Below are 21,949 nucleotides of genomic sequence, written 5' to 3'. Positions count from 1 at the left end.
GGCCGGCGAAGACCTCAGCGCCCCAACATCCGCTCGAAACCCTGCCGGATCTTCTCTTCCGGCAGGTCGTCTGCGATGAACACCATCACGCTCTCCCGCACTTCGCCTTCGGCCCACTCGGTGTCCCAATCGAAGCCATAGAGCTTGAGCACGCCCTGGAACACCATGCGCCGCGGCTCGTCGATCACGCTCAGCACGCCTTTGTAGCGCAGCAATTGCTTGCCGTGATCTTCCAGCAGCTCATTCATGAATTCGCTGAGGCGGTCCAGGTCCAGGGGCTGCTCGGTGCGCAGCACCAGGCTGGAAATCCGGTCCACTGAGGGCGCCTTGCTCACCGGGCGCAGGCTCAGCCCGCCGCCCAAGTCGGCGTTGAGGTTAAAGCCGCGCACATCCAGCAGCTCAGCCAGGTCGATACGGCCGTGGTCCACCACGCGGATCGCTGCCCGCCGGTTGATACGGGTCAGGCGTTCGCACAAGGCATCAAAGGTTGCGTCGTCCACCAGGTCGCGCTTGCTCACCAGCAAACGGTCGGCAAAGCCGATCTGCGCCTGGGCGATGGTCTGGGTCAGATGATGCTCGGCGTGCTTGGCGTCTACCAAGGTAATGATGCCGTCGAGAATGTAGCGCTCGCGCAGCTCTTCATCGATGAAAAAGGTCTGGGCCACAGGGGCCGGATCGGCCAGCCCGGTGCACTCGATCACCAAACGGTCAAAGGCGATCTCACCGCTGTCCAGGCGCTCCAGCAGCAGGTACAGGGCCTTGGTCAGGTCGGTGTGAATGGTGCAGCAGACGCAGCCGTTGGACAGCGTCATCACCTGCACCGGCTCATCGCCCAACAGCTGGGTGTCGATACCGGCGTCGCTGAATTCGTTTTCGATCACGGCGATTTTCAAGCCGTGCTCGGCCTTGAGCAGATGGCGCAACAAGGTGGTCTTGCCCGCGCCAAGAAAGCCGCTGAGTACGGTGACGGGAATAGGATTTTGCAAAACAGGATCTCCCACGCAAAAAAATGTAGGAGCCGGGCTTGCCGGCGATAACGGTCTCAAGACCGCCATCGCCGACAAATCGGGCTCCTACATGGGTGTGGCTTAAACGCTGCGGTTCAACAGCACTTCGGACCGCCTTTGCCGCCGTAACGTGCCTCCTGGCGTTCGCGGAAGAACGCCTCGTACGACATCATCGGCTTGTCCGGATGCTTGGTTTGCATATGCTCGACGTAGTTGTCGTAGTCGGGCATGCCGACCATCAGGCGCGCGGCCTGACCGAGGTATTTACCGAGGCGACTCAAGTCATTGAACATGTTCGCAACCCTCTATTACGCGTCCGGAACAGCCTGGAATGGCGATTCTTTATCCGTCCGTTGCTTATTGCCCCAGGCGGCGACACCGACCTTGAGCGCATAGAACAGGATACTGAAGACCACCAGCAGGAACAGCACCGTCAGCGTGGCGTTGGTGTAGGCGTTCCAGATAACGTGCTGCATCTGCTCGATGCTCTTGGCCGGGGCCAGGATTTGCCCGTTAGCCAGGGCGTCGCTGTATTTCTTCGCCAGCGACAGGAAGCCGATCGCCGGGTTGGCGTCGAACAGCTTGATGAAGCCTGCGGACGTGGTGCAGATCAGCAGCCAGATAGCCGGCAGCATGGTCACCCAGATGTAGCGTTGGCGCTTCATTTTGATCAGCACAACGGTGGCGAGCATCAGCGCGATACCGGCGAGCATCTGGTTGGAGATACCGAACAGCGGCCACAAGGTGTTGATGCCACCCAGCGGGTCGATCACGCCTTGATACAGCAGGTAACCCCACATCGCCACACAGCCTGCAGTCGCAATCAGGTTGGCGGTCCAGGACTCGGTACGCTTGAGGGCCGGGACGAAGGAGCCGAGCAAGTCCTGCAGCATGAATCGACCGGCACGGGTACCGGCGTCGACAGCGGTCAGGATGAACAGCGCTTCAAACAGGATCGCAAAGTGATACCAGAACGCCATGGTGTTTTCACCCGGCAGCACACTGTGCAGGATCTGCGCGATACCGACCGCCAGGGTCGGCGCACCGCCGGCGCGAGCCAGGATGGTGGTTTCACCGATGTCATGGGCGACCGCTTGCAGCGCTTCCGGGGTAATGGCAAAGCCCCAGCTGCTGACGGTTTGTGCCACAGACACCACATCGGCACCGACCACGGCAGCCGGGCTGTTCATGGCGAAGTACACGCCAGGCTCGATCACCGATGCAGCGACCATGGCCATGATGGCCACGAAGGACTCCATCAACATGCCGCCGTAGCCGATGTAGCGCGAGTGGGCCTCATTGGCCAGCAACTTGGGCGTGGTGCCCGAGGAGATCAGCGCATGGAAGCCGGAAACCGCACCACAGGCGATGGTGATGAACAGGAACGGGAACAGGCCGCCCTTCCACACCGGGCCAGTGCCGTCGACAAATTGAGTCAGCGCCGGCATTTTCAGGTCGGGCATGGTGATCAGGATGCCGATCGCCAGGGCGATGATGGTACCGATCTTGAGGAAGGTCGACAGGTAGTCGCGCGGGGCGAGGATCAGCCATACCGGCAGTACCGCCGCCACAAAACCGTAACCGACCAGCATCCAGGTGATCTGGATCCCGGTGAACGTGAAGGCTTTGGCCCATACCGGATCAGCGGCAATCTGCCCGCCCAGCCAGATCGAACCCAGCAGCAACAGCACGCCGATGATGGAGATTTCACCGATGCGGCCCGGGCGGATGTAGCGCATGTACACGCCCATGAACATCGCGATCGGGATAGTTGCCATCACCGTGAAGATGCCCCACGGGCTCTCGGCCAAGGCCTTGACCACAATCAGCGACAGCACCGCGAGGATGATGATCATGATCAGGAAGCAGCCAAACAGCGCAATGGTCCCGGGAATCCGGCCCATTTCTTCGCGGACCATGTCCCCCAGGGAGCGACCGTTACGACGCGTGGAAAGGAACAGGATCATGAAATCCTGTACCGCACCCGCCAGCACCACGCCGGCAATCAGCCAGAGCGTACCGGGCAGATAGCCCATCTGCGCTGCCAACACCGGACCGACCAAGGGGCCTGCACCGGCAATCGCCGCGAAGTGGTGACCGAAAAGAATGTGTTTGTTGGTAGGGACGTAGTCCAGACCATCGTTGTTGAGCACGGCGGGGGTGGCCCGACGTGGATCGAGTTGCATCACGTTGTTAGCGATGAACAGGCTGTAGTAACGGTACGCAACCAGATAAATGGCCACCGCAGCGACCACAATCCACAAGGCGTTGATCGCCTCGCCGCGACGCAATGCCACTACGCCAAGGGCGCACGCTCCTACGATTGCCAGCAGCAGCCAGGGTAAGTGGCGTAGCAGGCTATTATTATTTTTCATTTTTTTATTCCAGCCAGGGTGGACAGAAAGACAGCCAAACGGAGTTTAGCGCTAACCGTCCCAAAGACCACCCCCCACGTTGGTCTAGAGCCTTCTTTTGCCAATTTGAGGGTTGTTGGAACGTCTTGGAAGCGGCTCGATACGCCCCTCTCGAAACCCACACCCAATCCCGGCTGAACCAGCCGGGCGCGAACAGGGTCGCAACCTTGAGTGCAACTTGTCAGGTATCGCCATGCCCGCCCCCTCCGAACAGCCACCACTGCCACCGCCCCTGCTGTATTTGCTGTTCATCACCTGCGCCCTGTTCCTGGCCGACTGGCTCCCCCTGCCCCTGCTCGTCAATGACTGGATCAGAGCCCTTTCCGTCGCCCTGATCGTCGGAGGGCAGGGGTTGTCGTTCTGGGCCATGTGGCGCTTTCGCCAGCAACACACCACCAGCAGCAACTTCAACCAGCCACGGCAACTGCTGCGCGACGGCCCCTTTGCGGTGTCGCGCAACCCGATCAACCTGGGGGACACCCTGGGTTATTGCGCCATTGCCTTGCTGATGGGCAGCCTTTGGCCCTGGTTGCTGCTGATGCCCTTGCTGATGCTGATGAACCTCAGCGTGATCGGGCCCGATGAGAGGCAACTGCTGGCGCAGTTCGGCGAGGGCTACCGTGACTATTGTCGCAAGGTGCGGCGCTGGCTCTAGCGACTGATCGAAACCGGGGTCTATAGTCATTTCACCATGCAGAGGGCCAGACCATGTGCGAGCACCACGCTGATCGCCGACGTTTCAAACGCATCGCCTTCGATGCCAGGACCGAACTGAGCCAGGGGCCCAACCGCTGGGCGGTGCAACTGCTCGACCTGTCACTCAAGGGCTTGCTGATCCAGCGCCCCGAACCCTGGCAGGGCGACGCCAGCCAGAGCTTTGCAGCCGACATTCATCTGGGCAACAACGCCGATGTGCGCATGGAAGTGCAACTGGCCCATGACGACCACGGGCAACTGGGTTTCGTCTGCGTGCACATCGACCTGGCGTCGATTGAACACCTCAGGCGCCTGATCGAGCTGAACCTGGGGGACCCGGAGGAGCTGGAGCGCGAACTGGGGGCGCTGATCGAAATCTGATCAACACCCCGCATTCACTCAGGGGAAATTCGCCGGCGGGGGAAACTCGCTTTCCGTGTCCCAATAACCGGCTTGCTGGCGCCCGGCGGCCGTCCATTGCCCGTTCAGGTAACGGTAGGTGCGATAGGTGGTGACGAACTCCTCGTTGTCCGCCGAAGAGGCCGAAGACACCTGCTGGATCGATTCGGTGGCGCCACCGCTGGCGGCCACGATCTGCCAGGCAGCCTTGCCGGTCTGGGCCAGCACCAGGGGATGCTTCTCACCGCTTTCGGAGACAAACAGCACCGGGTCGAGCTGATGTTGCAACGGCATCAGGATCTCGGTGGCCGGGCCGCTGTAACTGCCCATGGGTGCGGTCTGGTCGACGGTCAGGAAAAACACCGGGGACGGCAGGCCATTGAGCGGGGCCTTCTCTACCGTGGCCAAGGGATAACCCAGGGCCTTCTGCGCCAGCACCTCTCCCGAGTCAGCCAGCCAGCGCGCCTGAGCCTCCAGGGCCGGTGGCTGATCGCCGTCTTCGGACTCGTCAAACGCCTCCGCATCCAGCGAGTTGCCCCAACTGGCCGAATGCAATTGCGGGGTGATGCGCAGGTCTTCCAGCACCTCAAGCACCGAGCCATCGCCCACCAGCACCTGCTGCGCCACCCGATAACCTTCCGGCAGCTCGCCCGGTTCCGCGACCGCCAGGCCGAGGTGGCAGAGCATGCCCAACCCCAGCGTGCAAACTGCCCAGCGTGTTATGCCCATCGTTGATTTCCTTTCATTGAGGCCGAATCCGATTTATTCAAAAAGTGCATCCAGCGCCTGCTCCAGACGCGTCACCGCGATGATCTGCAAACCCGGCGGCGACTCTTTCGGTGCGTTGCCCTTGGGCACGATGGCCCGTTTGAAGCCATGCTTGGCCGCCTCCTTGAGGCGCTCCTGGCCGCTGGGCACGGGGCGCACTTCACCCGACAGGCCCACTTCGCCAAACACCAGCAGGTCGTGGGGCAGCGGACGGTTGCGCAAACTGGACATGACCGCCGCCATCAACGCCAGGTCAGACGCGGTTTCCAGCACCTTGACCCCGCCCACCACGTTGAGGAACACGTCCTGGTCGTGGGTGGGGATGCCACCGTGGCGATGCAACACCGCCAGCAACATGGCCAACCGGTTCTGGTCCAGGCCGAGGGTGACCCGGCGCGGGTTGGCCAGATGACTGTCATCCACCAGGGCCTGGACCTCCACCAGCATCGGCCGAGTGCCCTCCCACGTGGCCATGACCACGCTGCCCGGCACTTCTTCCTGGGCTCGGGTGAGGAAAATCGCCGACGGGTTGGAAACTTCCTTCAGGCCCTTGTCCGTCATGCCGAACACACCCAGCTCATTGACTGCGCCGAAACGGTTTTTTACCGCTCGCAGCAAACGCAGGCGGCCGTCGGACTCGCCCTCGAAATACAACACGGTGTCGACCATGTGCTCCAGCACCCGCGGTCCGGCCAAGGCGCCCTCTTTGGTCACGTGGCCCACCAGGAAAATCGCCGTGCCGCTCTGCTTGGCGTAACGCACCAGCAGCGCCGCACTCTCGCGCACCTGGGACACGCCGCCGGGCGCCGACTGCAACTGTTCGGTGAAGATCGTCTGGATCGAGTCGATCACCATGACCTTAGGCTTTTCCAGGCGGGCCGTGGCGATGATGGTTTCGATGCAGGTTTCGGTCATGACTCGCAGCTTGTCTTGGGGCAGCCCCAAACGCCGGGCACGCATGGCCACCTGCTGCTGGGACTCTTCGCCGGTGACGTAGAGCGCCGGCATGCGCGTGGCGAGATTGCACAGGGTTTGCAACAAAATGGTCGACTTGCCGATGCCCGGGTCACCGCCGATCAGCACCACCGAACCGTCCACCAGGCCACCGCCGAGGACGCGATCCAGCTCGCTGGAGGCGGTGGAGAAACGAGGGATTTCCTCAACACTGACTTCAGCCAGGGTCTTGATCTGCGCCTGCTGCCCGGCCCAGCCGGTACGCCCCGTAGGCGCTGCAGCGCCGCCGCTTTCCACCATGGTTTCGGTCAGGGTGTTCCAGGCCCCGCACTCGCCGCATTGCCCGGCCCACTTGGGAAAGGTTGAGCCGCACTCGGTGCAGCCATACATGCGCTTGGCCTTGGCCATCTGAACCCCCGGCAAAAACCGCGATGATAGCTCAGCTGGAGCGGGATCAGTGCGGCATGGCGGTACGGATTTCACCGCCGGCCAGGCGCGCGGCGCTATTGCCCAACGAGTCTTCGGCCAGCAGGTCGGCGCCCTTGGCTGCCAAGGCGTCCAGCAATTCCTGGCGCTGGAACAAGCCGGCATACATCGCCGCCGTCTGCCCGGCAGCGTTACGCTGGTCGGGGCTGCAATCGGCAGCCAACAAGCGCCGGGCAATCTGCAATTCGCCTTTGAAGATGGCGCCCATCAGCGCCGTATTGCCTCTTTTATCCTGGGCACAGGCATCGGCACCGGCGGCCAGCAAGCGTTCCACGGCCGGCCCCTGGCCGTGATAGGCCGCCAGGATCAAGGCCGTGTAGCCTTTGTCATCCTGGGTATTGAGGGCATACCCGGCGTCGATAAAGGTGTTGAGCATCTCCACATCGCCACGACGAGCGGCATCGAAATAGTAGTTTTCCAACTGGACCTTGACCGCCACCGGGTCGGGCGACTGCGCCTGGGCAGCCAGGGCCCAGGCCGATGTCAGCAACGCAATAAACAGGCGCATAACGCCCCTCCGTTTTAATTGAGAACCGTAGGCGCCGGCTTGCCGGCGAAGGGGCCGCCTGAGACAGCGCGGCGTCCGTGCTCGCTGGCAAGCCAGCGCCTACAAGGCGTGAAGCATCAGTCGCTCAGTTTGGCCGCCAGGGCCTTGACCCGGGCCAGATCGCCCTTGGCCACTTGAGTGACACCAGTGCCGTACTCCGGGTCAGCCTTGTAGAGGAACGACAGGATGATGTGCTTGCTCTCGTCGTCGGTGGTGGCCAGGGAACCGCCGAAGCTGTCGATCAGGTCCTGGCGCTCTTTCTTGCTGAAAGAACGGTACAGATCACCTGCCTGTTTGAAGTTCTGCTCACGCTGGATCTTCGCCTGCTGGGTGCTGCCCGACAGCGGCAAGGCGCTGTAACGTGCGCTCTGTGGCTCTTCACGAGGCAACAGACGGCTGGGCTGGTAGTTGACCCCGGTGCTGGTCTGGCCACCATTCAGGGCGCCATCCTGATTGCCGTTGTTGACCGCGACTTTCGGCGCGTTGATCGGCAGTTGCAGGGCATTGGCCCCCAGGCGGTACATCTGGGTGTCGGCGTAGGAGAACACTCGGCCCTGTAACAGACGGTCTTCCGAAGGCTCGATACCCGGCACCAGGTTGGACGGCGCCATGGCCACTTGTTCGGTTTCCTGGAAGACGTTCGCTGGGTTGCGATTGAGCACCATTTGCCCGACTTTGCGCTCGGCAATGCCCGGCCAGATTTTCGTCGCATCCAAGGGGTCAAAGTCGAACTTGGCCAGGTCTTCGGGCTTCAAGACCTGCACATACAGGTCCCATTTCGGAAAGTCGCCCTGCTTGATGTGGCTGACCAGATCGTGGGTCATATGGCTGTAATCACGCCCCTGCACCTGCACGACTTGCTGGGGGTCAAGGTTGTTCAGGCCTTGCAGACTCTTCCAGTGGAACTTCACGTAGTGCACTTCGCCCTTGGCGTTGATCAACTTGTAGGCGTGCACGCCATTGCCGTCCATTTCCCGATAGCTCGCCGGAGTGCCGGCGTTTGAATACAGCTCGGTCAAGGTCCGGGTGGCTTCCGGTACATGGGAGAAGAAATCGAAACGCCGAGAATCATCGTCCAGGTTGGTGCGCGGGTCCGGTTTGAACGCATGGACCATATCGGGAAACTTGATTGCGTCACGAATGAAGAAGGTCGGGAAGTTGTTGCCCACCAAGTCCCAGTTACCTTCGGCGGTATAGAACTTGGTGGCGAAACCACGGGGGTCACGCAGGGTTTCCGGAGAGTGGTTGCCGTGCACCACCGAAGAAAAACGCACAAACACCGGGGTCACTTCACCGCTGGAAAACACCTTGGCCCGGGTCAGGTCGCTGAGGTTGTCGGTGACGGTGAACACGCCATGGGCGCCAGTGCCTCGGGCATGCACCACACGCTCTGGAATGCGCTCGCGGTCGAAGCGCTGGAGCTTCTGGATCAACTGCACATCCTGCAACAGCACCGGCCCGGTGGCCCCCGCAGTCTGTGAGTTTTGGTTATCGCCCACCGCAGCACCGTTATCACGGGTCAGGGTGGCAGCCTGTACGGAAAGAGAGAGCATGCTGGCGGCAAGAATGCCCAGTATGCGTCGCTGGGAAAGAGCCCCAAGGCCAAAGGTAGCGGTCATGTTTTATTCCTCTAGTTATATAAGGCGCACCGTGATGCGCCTGCCAGAGGCTAGTAGCTAAGTGTTTGAGTACTAAATAGAAAGACAACAAGACCCCGATTGAAAAAAAGTTCTGGTTAATTATTGAAGCGAGGGGTATCACGCGCGAATAGTGGCACTTTAATAAACTATTGGCCGTTATCAGGGTCGATACCCCCTGAGCTGTAAAAAGTTGTTTCGGCAAAATGCTTTTTGCTGATTTACACTGCGAAAACCAACCTCATCAGTAATAAGGAATACCCCATGGGCGTGATCAGTGAGTTCAAGGCCTTCGCGGTCAAAGGGAATGTTGTCGACATGGCGGTCGGTATTATCATCGGCGCCGCCTTCGGCAAAATCGTCTCGTCTTTTGTCGGCGATGTGGTCATGCCCCCGATCGGCCTGCTGATCGGTGGAGTGGACTTCAGCGACTTGGCGATCACCCTCAAGGCAGCAGTGGGCGACACGCCGGCCGTGGTTCTGGCCTACGGCAAATTCATCCAGAGCATGATCGACTTCGTGATCGTCGCCTTCGCCATCTTCATGGGCGTGAAAGCCATCAACCGCCTGAAGCGCGAAGAAGCCGTGGCCCCCAGCGCGCCTCCGGTTCCGACCAAGGAAGAAGTGTTGCTGGGCGAGATCCGCGACCTGCTCAAGGCGCAGAACGACAAGCCCTGAACCCTGGCAACGGATCAGCAAAACGGCGCCCTCGAAGCGCCGTTTTTATTACCAGTAGGTTTCCACCGCCACCTGCCCAGGGCGCCGGCTCAGGCTCAGTTGCATGTCGCGTTGCTTGAGCAGCGCGCGCGTGTCCTCGATCATCTGCGGGTTGCCGCAGAGCATCACCCGCGAGTGCTCGGCGCACAGTTCAACGCCGGCAGCCCGTTCCAATTCACCATTCTCAATCAGGGTCGTGATGCGCCCGTTCAGGCTGCCTGGATGCTGCTCCCGGGTCACGATGCTGATGAACGTCAGCTTGTGGGCAACCTCCGCCAGGTAGTCGCGCTGCGCCAACTCGGCGATCAACTGTTGATAGGCCAGCTCCTTGGCCTCGCGCACGCTGTAGACGAGGATGATGCGCTCGAATTTCTCCCAGACTTCAAAGTCCTGGAGGATCGACAGAAAAGGCGCGACCCCGGTGCCTGTGGATAACAGCCACAGGTCGCGGCCATCGATGAAGCGATCCAGGGTCAGGTAACCGAACGCCTGGCGATCCACCAACAGGCTGTCGCCCACCTGCAACCGACTCAGCTCGCTGGTGAACTCGCCGTCCGGCACCACGATGGAGAAAAACTCGAGGAACTCATCAAAGGGCGACGACACCATGGAGTACGCGCGCCAGACCGTGCTGCCATCGGCCTTGGTCACCCCGAGGCGAGCGAACTGACCGGCGCGAAAGCGAAAACCCGTATCCCGCGTGGTGCGCAGGGTAAACAGGCTGGGGGTCAGGGGCTGGACGTCGAGCAACGTCTGGCGCGTGTATTTTTCTGCACTGGCAGTCATGACGGGCTCCATGGGACGAAGGCCCTTAGTGTCCCGCAAAGCGGGCCGGACAAACACCGGCGGTTTGTAATGGCATCGTTTCCGGGCAAGCACCGGCAAAAAAACGTACCATTTACCCCCCTTCGAGCCACGCCCATACGGCACCGGCTCGCTGGGGCCTGCCTGCATCGCGGCCCGTGCGCCGGCAGGACATTCATCGATTACCCAGAGTCTGTACCCATGCCCCTGCTCGTCAGTCCCTTCGCCCAGCTCGACCTGATCCGCCAACCCGAACAATCGAATGAGCCCCTGCAAGCCTTCGACGCGGCGGACGAGTACCTGCTCAACCACCTAGCCGAGCAACAGCCGGCGGCAACGACGCGGGTGCTGGTGCTCAACGACAGCTTCGGCGCCTTGGCCGCGAGCCTGGTCGGCCGGGTGCAGGTCAGCAGCAGTGGCGATTCCTTTCTCGGCGCCCAGGGCCTGGAAAAGAACCTGGTGCGCAATGGCCAGGCCTTCGACGCCGTGAGCCTGGTGCCGGCCAGCCAGCCCTTGAGCGGGCCTTTCGACCGGGTGCTGATCCGCGTGCCGAAAACCCTGGCCCTGCTGGAAGAACAACTGATCCGCCTGCAAGGGCAACTGGCCCCGGGCGCACAAGTCGTCGCGGCGGCCATGGTCAAGCACCTGCCCCGCGCCGCCGGGGATTTGCTGGAGCGCTACATCGGCCCGGTCCAGGCGTCCCTGGCGGTGAAAAAGGCCCGTTTGCTGATCGCCACCCCGGAAGACAAAACCCCGGCCGTGTCGCCCTACCCGACACGCTACCGGCTCGACGAGCCGGCCATCGAGCTGCTCAACCACGCCAACGTGTTCTGCCGCGAAGGGCTGGACATCGGCACCCGGGCCTTCCTGCCCCACCTGCCGAACAACCTCGGCAGCGCCCGGGTCGCCGACCTGGGTTGCGGTAACGGCGTGTTGGCCATCGCCAGTGCCCTGAACAACCCCGACGCCCAGTACACCCTGGTGGACGAGTCGTTCATGGCGGTGCAATCAGCCCTGGAAAACTGGCGCGCCACCCTAGGTGAACGCGACGTGACGGTGCGCGCCGGCGACGGCCTGGCCGGCCAGGAAGCCCAGTCCCTGGACGTGGTGCTGTGCAACCCACCGTTCCACCAGCAGCAAGTGGTGGGCGATTTTCTCGCCTGGCGCATGTTCCAGCAGGCCCGTGAAGCCCTGGTGGTGGGCGGTGCCCTCTATATAGTCGGCAACCGCCACCTGGGCTATCACAGCAAGCTGGCGCGCCTGTTCCGCGGCGTGGAGCAAGTGGCGGCCACGCCGAAGTTCGTGATTCTCAAGGCACGCAAGTAAATCCCGGGCAAAAAAAACCCTCCAACGGAGGGTTATAAAACCGTGCCGCAAGGCAACGGGATGGGATGGACGGTGGTGTTTCAGTGGGTGGTCAGGCCCGCAGCGTTCATAAACATGCGCATCAGACTGGCCACCACGAAGAGCGCCAGGACGCTACCGGTCCAGATCATTGCCAGCCAGCCAAGCCGCTGCCAGAGCGGCTTCTTTTCCGCCTGTTCGATTTCCTGCAAAGAGTGTTTACCGCTCATGATCTCGACTCCTGCTTAACCCGAATGCCTGTAGCCGCTGGTTTGCCAGCGAAAGCGGCAGCAAACCGGGCGCGAGCCTCAAGGGACTCGTCACCGGCTAGCCGGCCCCTACCTAGTGGTAACCGTCTTCGTGGGTGACCTTGCCGCGGAACACGTAGTAGCTCCAGAAGGTGTAACCCAGGATGAACGGGATGATGAACAGCGTGCCCACCAGCATGAAGCCCTGGCTTTGCGGCGGCGCGGCGGCGTCCCAGATGGAGATCGACGGCGGCACGATGTTCGGCCACAGGCTGATGCCCAAACCGCTGTAGCCGAGGAAGATCAGCACCAGGGTCAACAGGAACGGCGTGTAGTTGGCGTTGCGGGCCACGGCGCGGAGCAAGCCGTACATGGTCACCAACACCAGGATCGGCACCGGTAGGAACCAGAACAGGTTGGGCAGGGTGAACCAGCGCGAAGCGATTTCCGGATGCGCCAAGGGCGTCCACAGGCTGACAACGCCAATCACCGCCAGCACCACGTAGGCCAGGGGCCGCGCCAGGTTGTGCATCTGTTCCTGCAACTTGCCTTCGGTCTTCATGATCAGCCAGGTGCAGCCGAGCAAGGCGTAGGCCACCACCAGCGCCAGGCCGCAGAACAGGGTGAACGGGGTCAGCCAGTCCAGGGAGCCGCCGGCGAACTGGCGATTGACCACCGGAATGCCATCGATGAAGGCACCCAGGGCCACGCCCTGGAAAAAGGTCGCCGCCAACGACCCCCAGATAAAGGCCTTGTCCCAGATATGGCGCTTGTCGTCCTTGGCCTTGAAGCGGAACTCAAAGGCCACGCCGCGGAAGATCAAGCCGATCAGCATCAGGATCAGCGGCAGGTAGAGCGCCGAAAGTACCACCGAGTAAGCCAGCGGGAAGGCGCCGAACAACGCCGCACCGCCCAATACCAGCCAGGTTTCGTTGCCGTCCCAGACCGGGGCGACGGTGTTCATCATCACGTCACGGTCGCGCTCGTCCTTGACGAACGGGAAGAGAATCCCGATGCCCAGGTCGAAGCCGTCCATGACCACGTACATCATGATGCCGAAGATGATAATCACGGCCCAGATCAGCGGAAGATCAATACCCATGACTCAGTTCCCCTTGTTCAGGCGGGTGCCGTGGTCGTCGACCCCAGCATCGTCGTCGGCAGCCGACAGCGGACGAGCCGGTGTGCGTTGCTGTCCGGGACCGCCGTGGCTGGTCTCGGCGCCTTCGTTGATTTTCGGCCCCTTGCGCACCAGGCGCATCATGTAGCCCAGGCCGACGCCGAACAGCGAGAAATACACCACGACAAACAGCGCCAGGGTGATGCTCATCTGGGCAAAGCTGTGCCCCGAGGACGCATCGGCCGTGCGCATCAACCCGTAGACCACCCACGGCTGGCGACCGATTTCAGTGGTGAACCAGCCAGCGAGGATCGCGATCAACCCGGACGGGCCCATCCACAACGCCAAATGCAGGAACAGGCGGTTGTGGTAAATGCGGTCGCGCTTGCGCAGCCACAGGCTCCACAGGCCGGTGAAGATCATCAGGAAGCCCAGGCCGACCATGATCCGGAACGACCAGAAGACAATGGTCGAGTTGGGGCGATCTTCAGGCGGAAACTCCTTGAGCGCCGGCACCTGTTTGTCCAGGGAGTGGGTCAGGATCAGGCTGCCCAGGTAGGGAATTTCCACCGCGTACTTGGTTTTCTCTTCCTTCATGTCCGGCCAGCCGAAGAGGATCAGCGGGGTCGGCTCGTCACCGACGTTTTCCCAGTGGCCTTCAATGGCGGCAATTTTTGCCGGCTGGTGCTTGAGGGTGTTGAGGCCGTGGAAGTCGCCGATCACCGCCTGTACTGGGGCGACGATCAGGGCCATCCACATGGCCATCGACAGCATGCGCCGAATCGCCGGGTTATCACGCCCACGCAGCAGGTGCCAGGCGGCCGAGGAACCCACGAAGAAGGCGGTGGCGACGAAGGCTGCGGTCGCCATGTGGGCCAGGCGGTACGGGAACGAGGGGTTGAACACCACAGCAAACCAGTCCACCGGGATCACCCGGCCGTCGACGATTTCAAAGCCCTGGGGGGTCTGCATCCAGCTGTTGGACGAGAGGATCCAGAAGGTCGAAATCAACGTGCCGATGGCCACCATGACCGTGGAGAAGAAGTGCAGGTTGCGCCCGACCTTGTTCCAGCCGAACAGCATCACCCCGAGGAAACCGGCCTCCAGGAAGAAGGCCGTCAGGACTTCATAGGTGAGTAGCGGGCCGGTGACAGCGCCGGCAAAATCCGAGAAGAGGCTCCAGTTGGTGCCGAACTGATAGGCCATGACCAGGCCGGAGACCACGCCCATGCCGAAGTTGACGGCGAAGATCTTCGACCAAAAGTGGTACAGGTCGCGGTAGGTATCGTCACGGGTTTTCAGCCACAGACCTTCAAGCACCGCCAGATAGCTCGCCAGACCAATGGTGATGGCCGGGAACAGGATGTGGAACGAGATGGTGAATGCGAACTGAATTCGGGCGAGATCAATTGCCTCCAAACCGAACATACGTTTTCCTCAGTCAGGTAATACCGGCTGCCGGCCTGGGGCCTGCACCCACTGCCCCCACGGATATGGAGTGTGGCGAATTCTGATTCGTTCTTTTTTAAACCATCGCAACGCAGGGATTTCGGCCCTCTGGCCACCACATCAGCCTTGAAAAAAGGTTTTGATCTGGGTCAAACAACGTTGAAAGAGTAGTCCCATTTTCACGGTGCAACTGTGTGGTTATTTGTCGCGTGACAGCTTGCCTCACCACCTCAAGCCCGAGGTTTGGCGGCGATTCGACGTGTTCGCTAAAAGACCCCGCGAAGTTCGATAGATGCGCAGCTAACGATTTTCCCCGGCATAGCAACTATTGGTTACATGTTGGTGATAATCTCGCGGTTCCCCTCGCTCAGACCCACGTTCCGATGCCCAGCCAAGCCCCTCTGCTGTTACGTCATCACCAGCCGTTCGTTGCCTTTTGGCTGGCCCGGATTTTCACCGCCAGCGGCTTCCAGATGCTCACCGTGGCCATCGGCTGGAACCTCTACCAACTGACCGGCAACGTGCTCGACCTGGGCCTGGTGGGCCTGGTGGAATTCGCCCCGCGAGTACTGTTCATGCTGCACACCGGGCACGTGGCCGACCGTTATGACCGGCGCCGCGTGGCCGCTATTTGTCAGTCGCTGCAGGCGTTGATCGCCCTGTCCCTGGCCATTGGCAGCCTGACCGACAACGTCACCCGGGAAATGATCTTTATCCTCGCATTCCTCCTCGGCGCCGCCCGTTCCTTCGAGATGCCCACCACCCAGGCCCTGCTGCCGAGCATCGTGCCCAGCGCCCTGTTCCCCCGGGCCGTGGCGGCCGCGCAGTCGGCCCAGCAATCGGCCACCATCGTGGCCCCGGCACTCGGAGGCCTGCTCTATGCCTTCGGCAGCGTCTGGGTCTATGGGCCGACGGTGCTGCTCTACGTGATCGCCTGCTGCCTGATGCTCAACCTGCCGGCGCGGCAAACGCCGCTGAACAAGGGCAAGGCCACCCTGGATTCGTTACTGGCGGGGATTCGCTTTATCCGCAGCCGCCCGGACATCCTCGGCGCCATCTCCCTGGACCTGTTCGCCGTGCTGCTGGGCGGAGCCACCGCCTTGCTGCCGGTGTTTGCCAAGGACATTCTGCTCACCGGGCCCTGGGGCCTGGGCTTGCTGCGTTCAGCGCCCGCCGTGGGGGCTTTGTTGATGTCCCTGTGGCTGGCACGCAGCAGTGTCGATCGCCACGTGGGCCGGGTGATGTTCACTGCGGTCGGGGTGTTTGGCGTGGCCACCATCGCCTTCGGCCTGTCCACCTCGTTCTGGTTTTCCCTGGCCGTGCTGGTGGTGCTGGGGGCGGCGGACATGATCAGCATGGTGATCCGTGCGTCCTTCGTGCAGTTGGAAACCCCGGACGAAATGCGCGGCCGGGTCAGTGCGGTCAACGGGCTGTTTATCGGCGCCTCGAACCAGCTTGGGGAGTTCGAATCCGGGGTTACCGCCCACTGGTTCGGCACCGTGCCGGCCGTGGTCATGGGCGGGGTCGGTACGCTGGTGATCACTGGCGTCTGGATCAAATTGTTCCCGAGCCTGGCCAATCGGGATCGGATGCACGTCCCGGTCGAGGAAAAACCCGCCTGAAGCCTTGGGGCAGGCTAAACCAGCATCTGCCCCGCCACCGCAGCGCGCTTGCCGCGGCCACAGAGTGCCTCCACCAGGGTCAGGGCAAACGCCAGGGCGGCTCCCGAAGCCTGGGCGGTGACGCAATTGCCATCCACCACCACGGGCTGGTCGACAAAGGTGCAGCCCAGCAAGTGCTGGCTGACGCTGGGCAAGCAGGTCATGCGTCGCTGGCGCAGCACACCGTAGGCTTGCAAGGCCAGGGCCGGCGCTTCGGCGATACCGGCAAACACCCGCCCCGCAGCCGCTTGATCCTTAACCCGCTGCATCAGGGGTTGATGCGCCGCCAGGTGTTGTGCACCCACCGCGCCGCCGGGCAACACGATCAGGTCGAAGTCCTGGGCCAGCACATCCACTAACATGGCATCGGCGGTCAGGCGCGTGCCCCGGGCACAGGTGAGCATGCGGCGCGCCTCGATACTGGCCACCAGCACTTCGATTTCGGCGCGGCGCAACACGTCAATCAGGGTCACGCTTTGCAGGTCGTCGATGCCCTCGGCGAGGGTAATCAGGGCTCTGAAGCTCATGGGGGGAATTCCACGAAAGGGTCTTTAGAGCTTAGCCAGCTTTCAGGTCGTTACTTGATATAGATCTGCGCGCTCAGGGTGTTTCCCGGCGCATTGATCGAGGTATTGCTGAAACTGAAGGTGCCTTCCTGCTTGCCCGCCAGGTCAAAGGTATACAGATAGCCCACCGTGACCGCGCCCGTGCCACAGGCCACCAGGCTGCTGCCGTCCTGGCAGACCGCCGAACGGCTGCCATTGAGGGCGAAGCCGTCCAGGGTCACGTGGGGTTGGCGACCGTAGCCCAGCTCCAGCACGTAGACCTTGATGTTCGGCCCGCTGTGGTCGCAGTAGGTGCTTTCACGGCCACCGGAAACATCTTCCACCCCGCATGAGGGCGACTGCACCTTGAGCACCTCGACCCGGCTCAGGGGCGGCGCGGAACGGGCCTGCGCCGGCAGCGCATCCAGGTACAAGCCGGCAGCGCTCAACAGGCCAATAGCCCAAGCGGTCATTTTCATCGTGCTGCTCATAGGTCCCCCCTATCAATCAGGGCGCAGTATGCGCCAGTTGCGATCCCGGCAAAACATCGCCGACGATCGCAGCCATTGCCCCACGCTGCTGGTATGATGCGCGGCTTTTTCCGACCCAGCGCAAATCCACAGACGCCTCAGGCCGCCTGTGCTTTGCTATTGAGGTCGATACATTCACGGCGCCGGGCGCGCCACGGGGAGCAGACATGCTGGAAAGGCTGTTTCAACTCAAGGCACACAACACCAACGTGCGCACCGAGATTCTTGCGGGCGTCACCACCTTCCTGGCCATGGCCTACATCCTCTTCGTCAACCCGAGCATCCTCGGCGAGACGGGCATGGACAAAGGCGCGCTGTTTGTCGCCACCTGCCTGGCCGCGGCCATCGGCTCGACCATCATGGGCCTGATCGCCAACTACCCGATCGCCCTGGCACCGGGCATGGGCTTGAACGCCTTCTTCACCTACACCGTGGTCCTGCACATGGGCCATACCTGGCAAGTGGCGCTGGGCGCGGTGTTCATCTCGGCGGTGCTGTTCTTTCTGCTGTCGATCTTCCGTATCCGTGAATGGATCATCAACAGCATCCCCCTGCCCCTGCGCTCGGCAATCGCGGCCGGTATCGGCCTGTTCCTGGCGCTGATCGCCCTGCACAACGCTGGCATCGTGGTCAGCAACGAGGCGACCATGGTCGGCCTCGGCGACCTGCGCAAACCCGCGCCGATCCTCGCCACCCTGGGTTTTGCCCTGATCGTGGCCCTGGAAGCCCTGCGGGTTCGCGGTGCCGTGCTGATCGGCATCCTGGTGGTGACCATCGCCTCCATCGTCCTGGGCTTCACTGCCTTTAAAGGGGTGATGTCCATGCCACCATCCCTGGCGCCGACCTTCCTCCAGTTGGACATCAAGGGCGCCCTGGACATCGGCCTGGTCAGCGTGATTTTCGCCTTCCTGTTCGTCGACCTGTTCGACAACTCCGGCACCCTGATCGGCGTGGCCAAGCGCGCCGGCCTGATGGGCAAGGACGGCCACATGCCGAAAATGGGCCGGGCCTTGATCGCCGACAGCACCGCGGCCATGGCCGGTTCCCTGCTGGGCACCTCGACCACCACCAGCTACATCGAATCCGCAGCGGGCGTCAGCGCCGGCGGCCGCACCGGCCTGACGGCCATCGTGGTGGCGATCCTGTTCCTGCTGGCGCTGTTCTTCTCGCCACTGGCGGCCAGCGTGCCGGCCTTCGCTACCGCGCCAGCCCTGCTGTTCGTGGCGGTGCTGATGACCTCGGGCCTGGCGGAAATCGACTGGGAAGACATCACCGTAGCCGCACCAGTGGTCGTGACCGCGCTGGCTATGCCGTTCACCTATTCCATCGCCAACGGCATCGCCTTCGGCTTTATTGCCTGGACCGCGATCAAGTTGCTGTCCGGCCGCGCCCGTGAGCTGAACGCACCGCTGGTGATCCTGTCGATTCTGTTTGTGATCAAGTTGGGTTGGTTCGCCGCATGACTTTTGATGCCCCAAGCTACACCGCACAGTTGGACGACAAGGTCACTCGCCTGCGTGACCTGTTGGCCCCTTTCGATGCGCCCGAGCCCCAGGTCTTCGACTCGCCCTTGCAGAACTTCCGCCTGCGCGCGGAATTCCGTCTGTGGCGCGAGGCCGGTGAGCGGCATTACGCGATGTTTTCCCAGGAAGACAAGCGCACGCCGATCCTGATCGAAGCCTTCCCCATCGCCAGTCGCCACATCAACGACCTGATGCCCCGCCTCAAGGCCGCCTGGCAAGCCAGCGCGCCCCTGAGCCACAAACTGTTCCAGGTGGAGTTCCTTACCACCCTGGCCGGCGACGCGATGATCACCCTGTGTTATCACCGCCCGCTGGATGAGCATTGGCATGCGGCCGCGACCCAACTCGCAGCCGACCTGAACGTCAGCATCATCGGTCGCTCCAAGGGCAAGCGTGAAGTGATCGGCCAGGATTACGTGGTCGAAAAACTTGAGGTGGGCGGTCGTACCTTCAGCTATCGCCAGCCCGAAGGTGCCTTCACCCAGCCCAACGGAACGGTGAACCAGAAGATGCTCAACTGGGCCTATGAGGCCCTGGGCGATCGACCGGACGACCTGCTGGAGCTGTACTGCGGCAACGGCAACTTCACCCTGCCCCTGGCCACTCGGGTGCGCAAAGTGCTGGCCACCGAGATCAGCAAGACCTCGGTCAACGCCGCCCTGAGCAACCTCAGCGAAAACGCCGTGGACAACGTGACCCTGGTGCGCCTGTCCGCTGAAGAGCTGACCGAAGCCCTGAACGAAGTGCGTCCGTTCCGTCGCCTACAAGGCGTGGACCTGAAAAGCTACGAGTTCGGCAGCGTGTTCGTCGACCCGCCCCGGGCCGGCATGGACCCGGACACCTGCGAGCTGACCCGACGCTTCGACAACATCCTGTACATCTCCTGCAACCCGGAAACCCTGGCGGCCAACATCGCCCAGTTGCACGACACCCACCGCATCACCCGCTGCGCGCTGTTCGACCAGTTCCCCTGGACCCATCACATGGAATCCGGGGTCTTGCTGACCCGTCGTTAAAGCCAACGACCGCCACGCCCATGGCTGGCGGTCGTTTGCAGCCTCTGTGCGTCAAAGCACCTCGGCCACCTTGCGCGGGCGACCGCCGTTCTTGCCATTGAGACGGGCCGCCTGGGCCTTGGCCGAACTGCTCTGACGGCCGTACGGGAAGCGCTCAATACCCCAGCCAGTTCCATCAAGGATCAGCCGGGCAATGGCCAGGTGCAAATCCAGGTCCTTATGGCACAGCGCCGTACCGGAAAAACCCAACTCAAGCCCAAGCAAATCAGCCTCGCTGAGGCCGGCCAACTCCGGGTAGTTACTCACGGGCAAGAGGATCGCGCTGCCATCCTCGAAGCCCAGGTGCAGGCACGGCGCCTGGTAACTCAGGCGAGCTGCAGCGCAACGCTGGCTCATGTTTTTGTTCGATCACCGAACACTTAATGCCAGGCCAGGGGCTCGGTGATCCGAGCGCAATTGACCTAATTAACCAGTTAGTACAATTTATCCCCACAGCCCGGTCTCCTCACGCCGGGCCAACAATAACAACGGAGATACTCCCCATGCGTCCTATCGTTCTGGTGCTTAACGGCCCGAACCTGAACCTGCTCGGCACCCGCGAACCCGCCACTTACGGCCATGAAACCCTGGCGGATATTTCTGCCCTGTGCGGCCGTGCGGCCGAGGAATTCGGCTTGACCGTGGAGTTCCGCCAGACCAACCATGAAGGCGAGTTGCTGGACTGGATCCACGGCGCCCGCGGCCGTTGCGCCGGGATCGTCATCAACCCTGCAGCCTGGACCCACACCTCGGTGGCCATCCGCGACGCCCTGGTGGCCAGCGAGTTGCCGGTGATCGAAGTGCACCTGTCCAACGTCCACGCACGCGAGCCGTTCCGTCATCACTCCTTTGTGTCGAGCATCGCCCTGGCCGTGATGTGCGGCTTTGGCAGCCATGGCTACCGCCTGGCCCTGGAACATTTCAGCAAGCGCTTGCAAGGGTGATTTCAATGAGTGCTGACAATGCGATTCTCGCCGGCCTGATCGGCGCCGGTATCCAGGCTTCCCGCACCCCGGCCATGCACGAGCGTGAAGGCGACGCTCAGGGTTTGCGCTACCTGTACCGGCTCATCGACCTGGATCAGTTGAAACTCGACAGCAGTGCCCTGCCCGATTTGTTGCAGGCGGCCGAGCGCATGAGTTTCACCGGCCTGAACATCACCTTCCCGTGCAAGCAGAGCATCATTCCTCTGCTTGACGAACTGTCTGCCGAAGCCCGGGGCATCGGCGCGGTGAACACCGTGGTGCTGAAGAACGGCAAGCGCATCGGCCACAACACCGATTGCCTGGGTTTTGCCGAAGGCTTTCGTCGTGGCTTGCAAGGCGTGGCCCTGGAACGGGTGGTGCAAATGGGCGCCGGTGGTGCCGGGGCCGCCGTGGCCCACGCCCTGCTCGGTGAAGGCGTGCAGCAACTGAGTATTTTCGATGTGGACAGCAGCCGCGCCCAGAGCCTGGCAGACAACCTCAATCAGCACTTCGGTCCCGGCCGCGCCAAGGCGGGTGTGGACCTGCCCGCCACTCTCGGCGCCGCCAACGGCCTGGTGAACACCACGCCCATGGGCATGGCCAAGCTGCCGGGGATGCCCGTGCCAGTGGAGTTGCTGCGCGCGGACCTGTGGGTGGCCGAGATTGTCTACTTCCCGCTGGAAACCGAACTGCTGCGCAACGCCCGCGCCCTCGGTTGCCGGACCCTGGATGGCGGCAACATGGCGGTGTTCCAGGCGGTCAAGGCGTTTGAATTGTTCAGCGGCGTCACCGCCGACGCCCAGCGCATGCTCGAGCATTTCCAAAGCATGAACCACTGACCCCGCCGGGGCCGGCTTGCCGGCGATGAGGCCTCGAGTTTTGTACAGGGCTTGGGGGCGCTATCGCTGGCGAGCCAGCTCCTACAATGGGTATTTCGATACCCTCCATGTGAATGTGGGAGCCGGCTTGCCGGCGATGGGGCCTCGGGTTTTGCAAAGGGCTTGAGGGCGCTATAGCTGGCGAGCCAGCTCCTACAATGGGTGTTTCGATGCCTTCCAGGTGTGTAGGTGCCGGCCCCAT

Annotated in this window: 23 protein-coding genes; 9 read left to right on the top strand and 14 right to left on the bottom strand. The window is 62.2% G+C overall.

Going from position 1 to position 21,949, the window contains the following annotated elements:
- Window positions 1-14: 14 nt before the first annotated feature.
- The 3 genes from yjiA to M1B34_RS05930 all read right to left on the bottom strand — a co-directional run bounded on the left by yjiA (window position 15) and on the right by M1B34_RS05930 (window position 3,382).
- A complete protein-coding gene (gene yjiA, locus M1B34_RS05940; RefSeq protein ID WP_123334832.1) occupies window positions 15-986 on the bottom strand; it encodes a GTPase in 972 nt (323 codons plus the stop codon).
- A gap of 116 nt (window positions 987-1,102) precedes the next feature.
- On the bottom strand, window positions 1,103-1,300 hold the full coding sequence (locus M1B34_RS05935) for a YbdD/YjiX family protein (protein WP_123334830.1): 198 nt from the start codon (window positions 1,298-1,300) through the stop codon (window positions 1,103-1,105).
- Between the two features lie 15 nt (window positions 1,301-1,315).
- Window positions 1,316-3,382 (bottom strand): carbon starvation CstA family protein, encoded by a 2,067-nt coding sequence (locus M1B34_RS05930; protein WP_123334828.1) that lies wholly within the window; start codon window positions 3,380-3,382, stop codon window positions 1,316-1,318.
- Window positions 3,383-3,614: 232 nt separating this feature from the next.
- Between M1B34_RS05930 and M1B34_RS05925 the strand changes: the two genes are divergently transcribed.
- Entirely contained in the window at window positions 3,615-4,076 is a 462-nt protein-coding gene (locus M1B34_RS05925; protein ID WP_123334826.1) for a methyltransferase family protein, read from the top strand.
- Between the two features lie 53 nt (window positions 4,077-4,129).
- Window positions 4,130-4,498 carry a PilZ domain-containing protein gene (locus M1B34_RS05920; RefSeq protein ID WP_268264652.1) on the top strand — a complete coding sequence of 123 codons (369 nt, stop codon included), beginning with the start codon at window positions 4,130-4,132 and terminating at the stop codon, window positions 4,496-4,498.
- Window positions 4,499-4,516: 18 nt separating this feature from the next.
- On the opposite strand, the gene M1B34_RS05915 is transcribed toward M1B34_RS05920, so the two are convergent.
- The 4 genes from M1B34_RS05915 to katB all read right to left on the bottom strand — a co-directional run bounded on the left by M1B34_RS05915 (window position 4,517) and on the right by katB (window position 8,890).
- Window positions 4,517-5,245 carry a hypothetical protein gene (locus tag M1B34_RS05915; protein ID WP_268264651.1) on the bottom strand — a complete coding sequence of 243 codons (729 nt, stop codon included), beginning with the start codon at window positions 5,243-5,245 and terminating at the stop codon, window positions 4,517-4,519.
- Between the two features lie 33 nt (window positions 5,246-5,278).
- Entirely contained in the window at window positions 5,279-6,646 is a 1,368-nt protein-coding gene (radA, locus tag M1B34_RS05910) for a DNA repair protein RadA (RefSeq protein ID WP_123334820.1), read from the bottom strand.
- Between the two features lie 46 nt (window positions 6,647-6,692).
- Window positions 6,693-7,232: an ankyrin repeat domain-containing protein gene (locus M1B34_RS05905; protein WP_268264650.1), complete on the bottom strand. Its 540-nt coding sequence runs from the start codon at window positions 7,230-7,232 to the stop codon at window positions 6,693-6,695.
- Between the two features lie 116 nt (window positions 7,233-7,348).
- Window positions 7,349-8,890: a catalase KatB gene (gene katB / locus M1B34_RS05900; RefSeq protein ID WP_268264649.1), complete on the bottom strand. Its 1,542-nt coding sequence runs from the start codon at window positions 8,888-8,890 to the stop codon at window positions 7,349-7,351.
- A gap of 282 nt (window positions 8,891-9,172) precedes the next feature.
- Here katB and mscL point away from each other — a divergent pair, with 282 nt between their 5' ends.
- A complete protein-coding gene (gene mscL, locus M1B34_RS05895) occupies window positions 9,173-9,586 on the top strand; it encodes a large-conductance mechanosensitive channel protein MscL (RefSeq protein WP_123334814.1) in 414 nt (137 codons plus the stop codon).
- A gap of 48 nt (window positions 9,587-9,634) precedes the next feature.
- On the opposite strand, the gene M1B34_RS05890 is transcribed toward mscL, so the two are convergent.
- A complete protein-coding gene (locus tag M1B34_RS05890) occupies window positions 9,635-10,411 on the bottom strand; it encodes a ferredoxin--NADP reductase (protein WP_268264648.1) in 777 nt (258 codons plus the stop codon).
- 219 nt (window positions 10,412-10,630) lie between these two features.
- On the opposite strand from M1B34_RS05890, the gene M1B34_RS05885 reads away from it, so the two are divergent.
- Window positions 10,631-11,755 (top strand): methyltransferase, encoded by a 1,125-nt coding sequence (locus tag M1B34_RS05885; RefSeq protein ID WP_123334810.1) that lies wholly within the window; start codon window positions 10,631-10,633, stop codon window positions 11,753-11,755.
- Window positions 11,756-11,835: 80 nt separating this feature from the next.
- Here M1B34_RS05885 and M1B34_RS05880 read toward each other — a convergent pair whose 3' ends face one another.
- The 3 genes from M1B34_RS05880 to M1B34_RS05870 all read right to left on the bottom strand — a co-directional run bounded on the left by M1B34_RS05880 (window position 11,836) and on the right by M1B34_RS05870 (window position 14,569).
- Window positions 11,836-12,003: a DUF2474 domain-containing protein gene (locus tag M1B34_RS05880; protein WP_123334808.1), complete on the bottom strand. Its 168-nt coding sequence runs from the start codon at window positions 12,001-12,003 to the stop codon at window positions 11,836-11,838.
- A gap of 112 nt (window positions 12,004-12,115) precedes the next feature.
- Window positions 12,116-13,123 (bottom strand): cytochrome d ubiquinol oxidase subunit II, encoded by a 1,008-nt coding sequence (gene cydB / locus M1B34_RS05875; RefSeq protein ID WP_123334806.1) that lies wholly within the window; start codon window positions 13,121-13,123, stop codon window positions 12,116-12,118.
- A 3-nt stretch (window positions 13,124-13,126) separates the two neighbouring features.
- The gene (locus M1B34_RS05870) at window positions 13,127-14,569 is read right to left on the bottom strand and encodes a cytochrome ubiquinol oxidase subunit I (protein WP_268264647.1); all 1,443 of its coding nucleotides are present in this window, start codon (window positions 14,567-14,569) and stop codon (window positions 13,127-13,129) included.
- A gap of 404 nt (window positions 14,570-14,973) precedes the next feature.
- Here M1B34_RS05870 and M1B34_RS05865 point away from each other — a divergent pair, with 404 nt between their 5' ends.
- On the top strand, window positions 14,974-16,212 hold the full coding sequence (locus M1B34_RS05865) for an MFS transporter (protein ID WP_268264646.1): 1,239 nt from the start codon (window positions 14,974-14,976) through the stop codon (window positions 16,210-16,212).
- A gap of 14 nt (window positions 16,213-16,226) precedes the next feature.
- Here the strand turns inward: M1B34_RS05865 and M1B34_RS05860 are convergent, their stop codons facing one another.
- Both M1B34_RS05860 and M1B34_RS05855 read right to left on the bottom strand, forming a co-directional pair.
- Window positions 16,227-16,778, bottom strand: a complete 552-nt coding sequence (locus M1B34_RS05860) for a DJ-1 family glyoxalase III (protein WP_123334800.1) — start codon at window positions 16,776-16,778, stop codon at window positions 16,227-16,229.
- 50 nt (window positions 16,779-16,828) lie between these two features.
- The gene (locus M1B34_RS05855; RefSeq protein ID WP_268264645.1) at window positions 16,829-17,287 is read right to left on the bottom strand and encodes a DUF4879 domain-containing protein; all 459 of its coding nucleotides are present in this window, start codon (window positions 17,285-17,287) and stop codon (window positions 16,829-16,831) included.
- Between the two features lie 206 nt (window positions 17,288-17,493).
- Between M1B34_RS05855 and M1B34_RS05850 the strand changes: the two genes are divergently transcribed.
- Window positions 17,494-18,789 (top strand): NCS2 family permease, encoded by a 1,296-nt coding sequence (locus M1B34_RS05850; RefSeq protein ID WP_268264644.1) that lies wholly within the window; start codon window positions 17,494-17,496, stop codon window positions 18,787-18,789.
- Complete coding sequence (gene trmA, locus M1B34_RS05845; RefSeq protein ID WP_268262516.1) at window positions 18,786-19,865, top strand: tRNA (uridine(54)-C5)-methyltransferase TrmA; 1,080 nt, start codon at window positions 18,786-18,788, stop codon at window positions 19,863-19,865. Before M1B34_RS05850 ends, trmA begins: the two co-directional genes overlap by 4 nt.
- A 51-nt stretch (window positions 19,866-19,916) precedes the next feature.
- Here trmA and M1B34_RS05840 read toward each other — a convergent pair whose 3' ends face one another.
- Window positions 19,917-20,261 carry a DUF2442 domain-containing protein gene (locus tag M1B34_RS05840; protein WP_268264643.1) on the bottom strand — a complete coding sequence of 115 codons (345 nt, stop codon included), beginning with the start codon at window positions 20,259-20,261 and terminating at the stop codon, window positions 19,917-19,919.
- 146 nt (window positions 20,262-20,407) lie between these two features.
- Here M1B34_RS05840 and aroQ point away from each other — a divergent pair, with 146 nt between their 5' ends.
- Together aroQ and M1B34_RS05830 are read left to right on the top strand one after the other, a co-directional pair.
- Window positions 20,408-20,848, top strand: coding sequence for a type II 3-dehydroquinate dehydratase (gene aroQ, locus M1B34_RS05835; protein ID WP_123334792.1), 441 nt, complete (start codon window positions 20,408-20,410; stop codon window positions 20,846-20,848).
- A 5-nt stretch (window positions 20,849-20,853) separates the two neighbouring features.
- Complete coding sequence (locus tag M1B34_RS05830; RefSeq protein ID WP_268264642.1) at window positions 20,854-21,708, top strand: shikimate dehydrogenase; 855 nt, start codon at window positions 20,854-20,856, stop codon at window positions 21,706-21,708.
- Window positions 21,709-21,949 lie beyond the last annotated feature (241 nt).

This window comes from Pseudomonas morbosilactucae (genome assembly GCF_023241715.1).
Classification (GTDB): domain Bacteria; phylum Pseudomonadota; class Gammaproteobacteria; order Pseudomonadales; family Pseudomonadaceae; genus Aquipseudomonas; species Aquipseudomonas morbosilactucae.
This window is presented reverse-complemented; position numbering and strand designations above follow the sequence as displayed.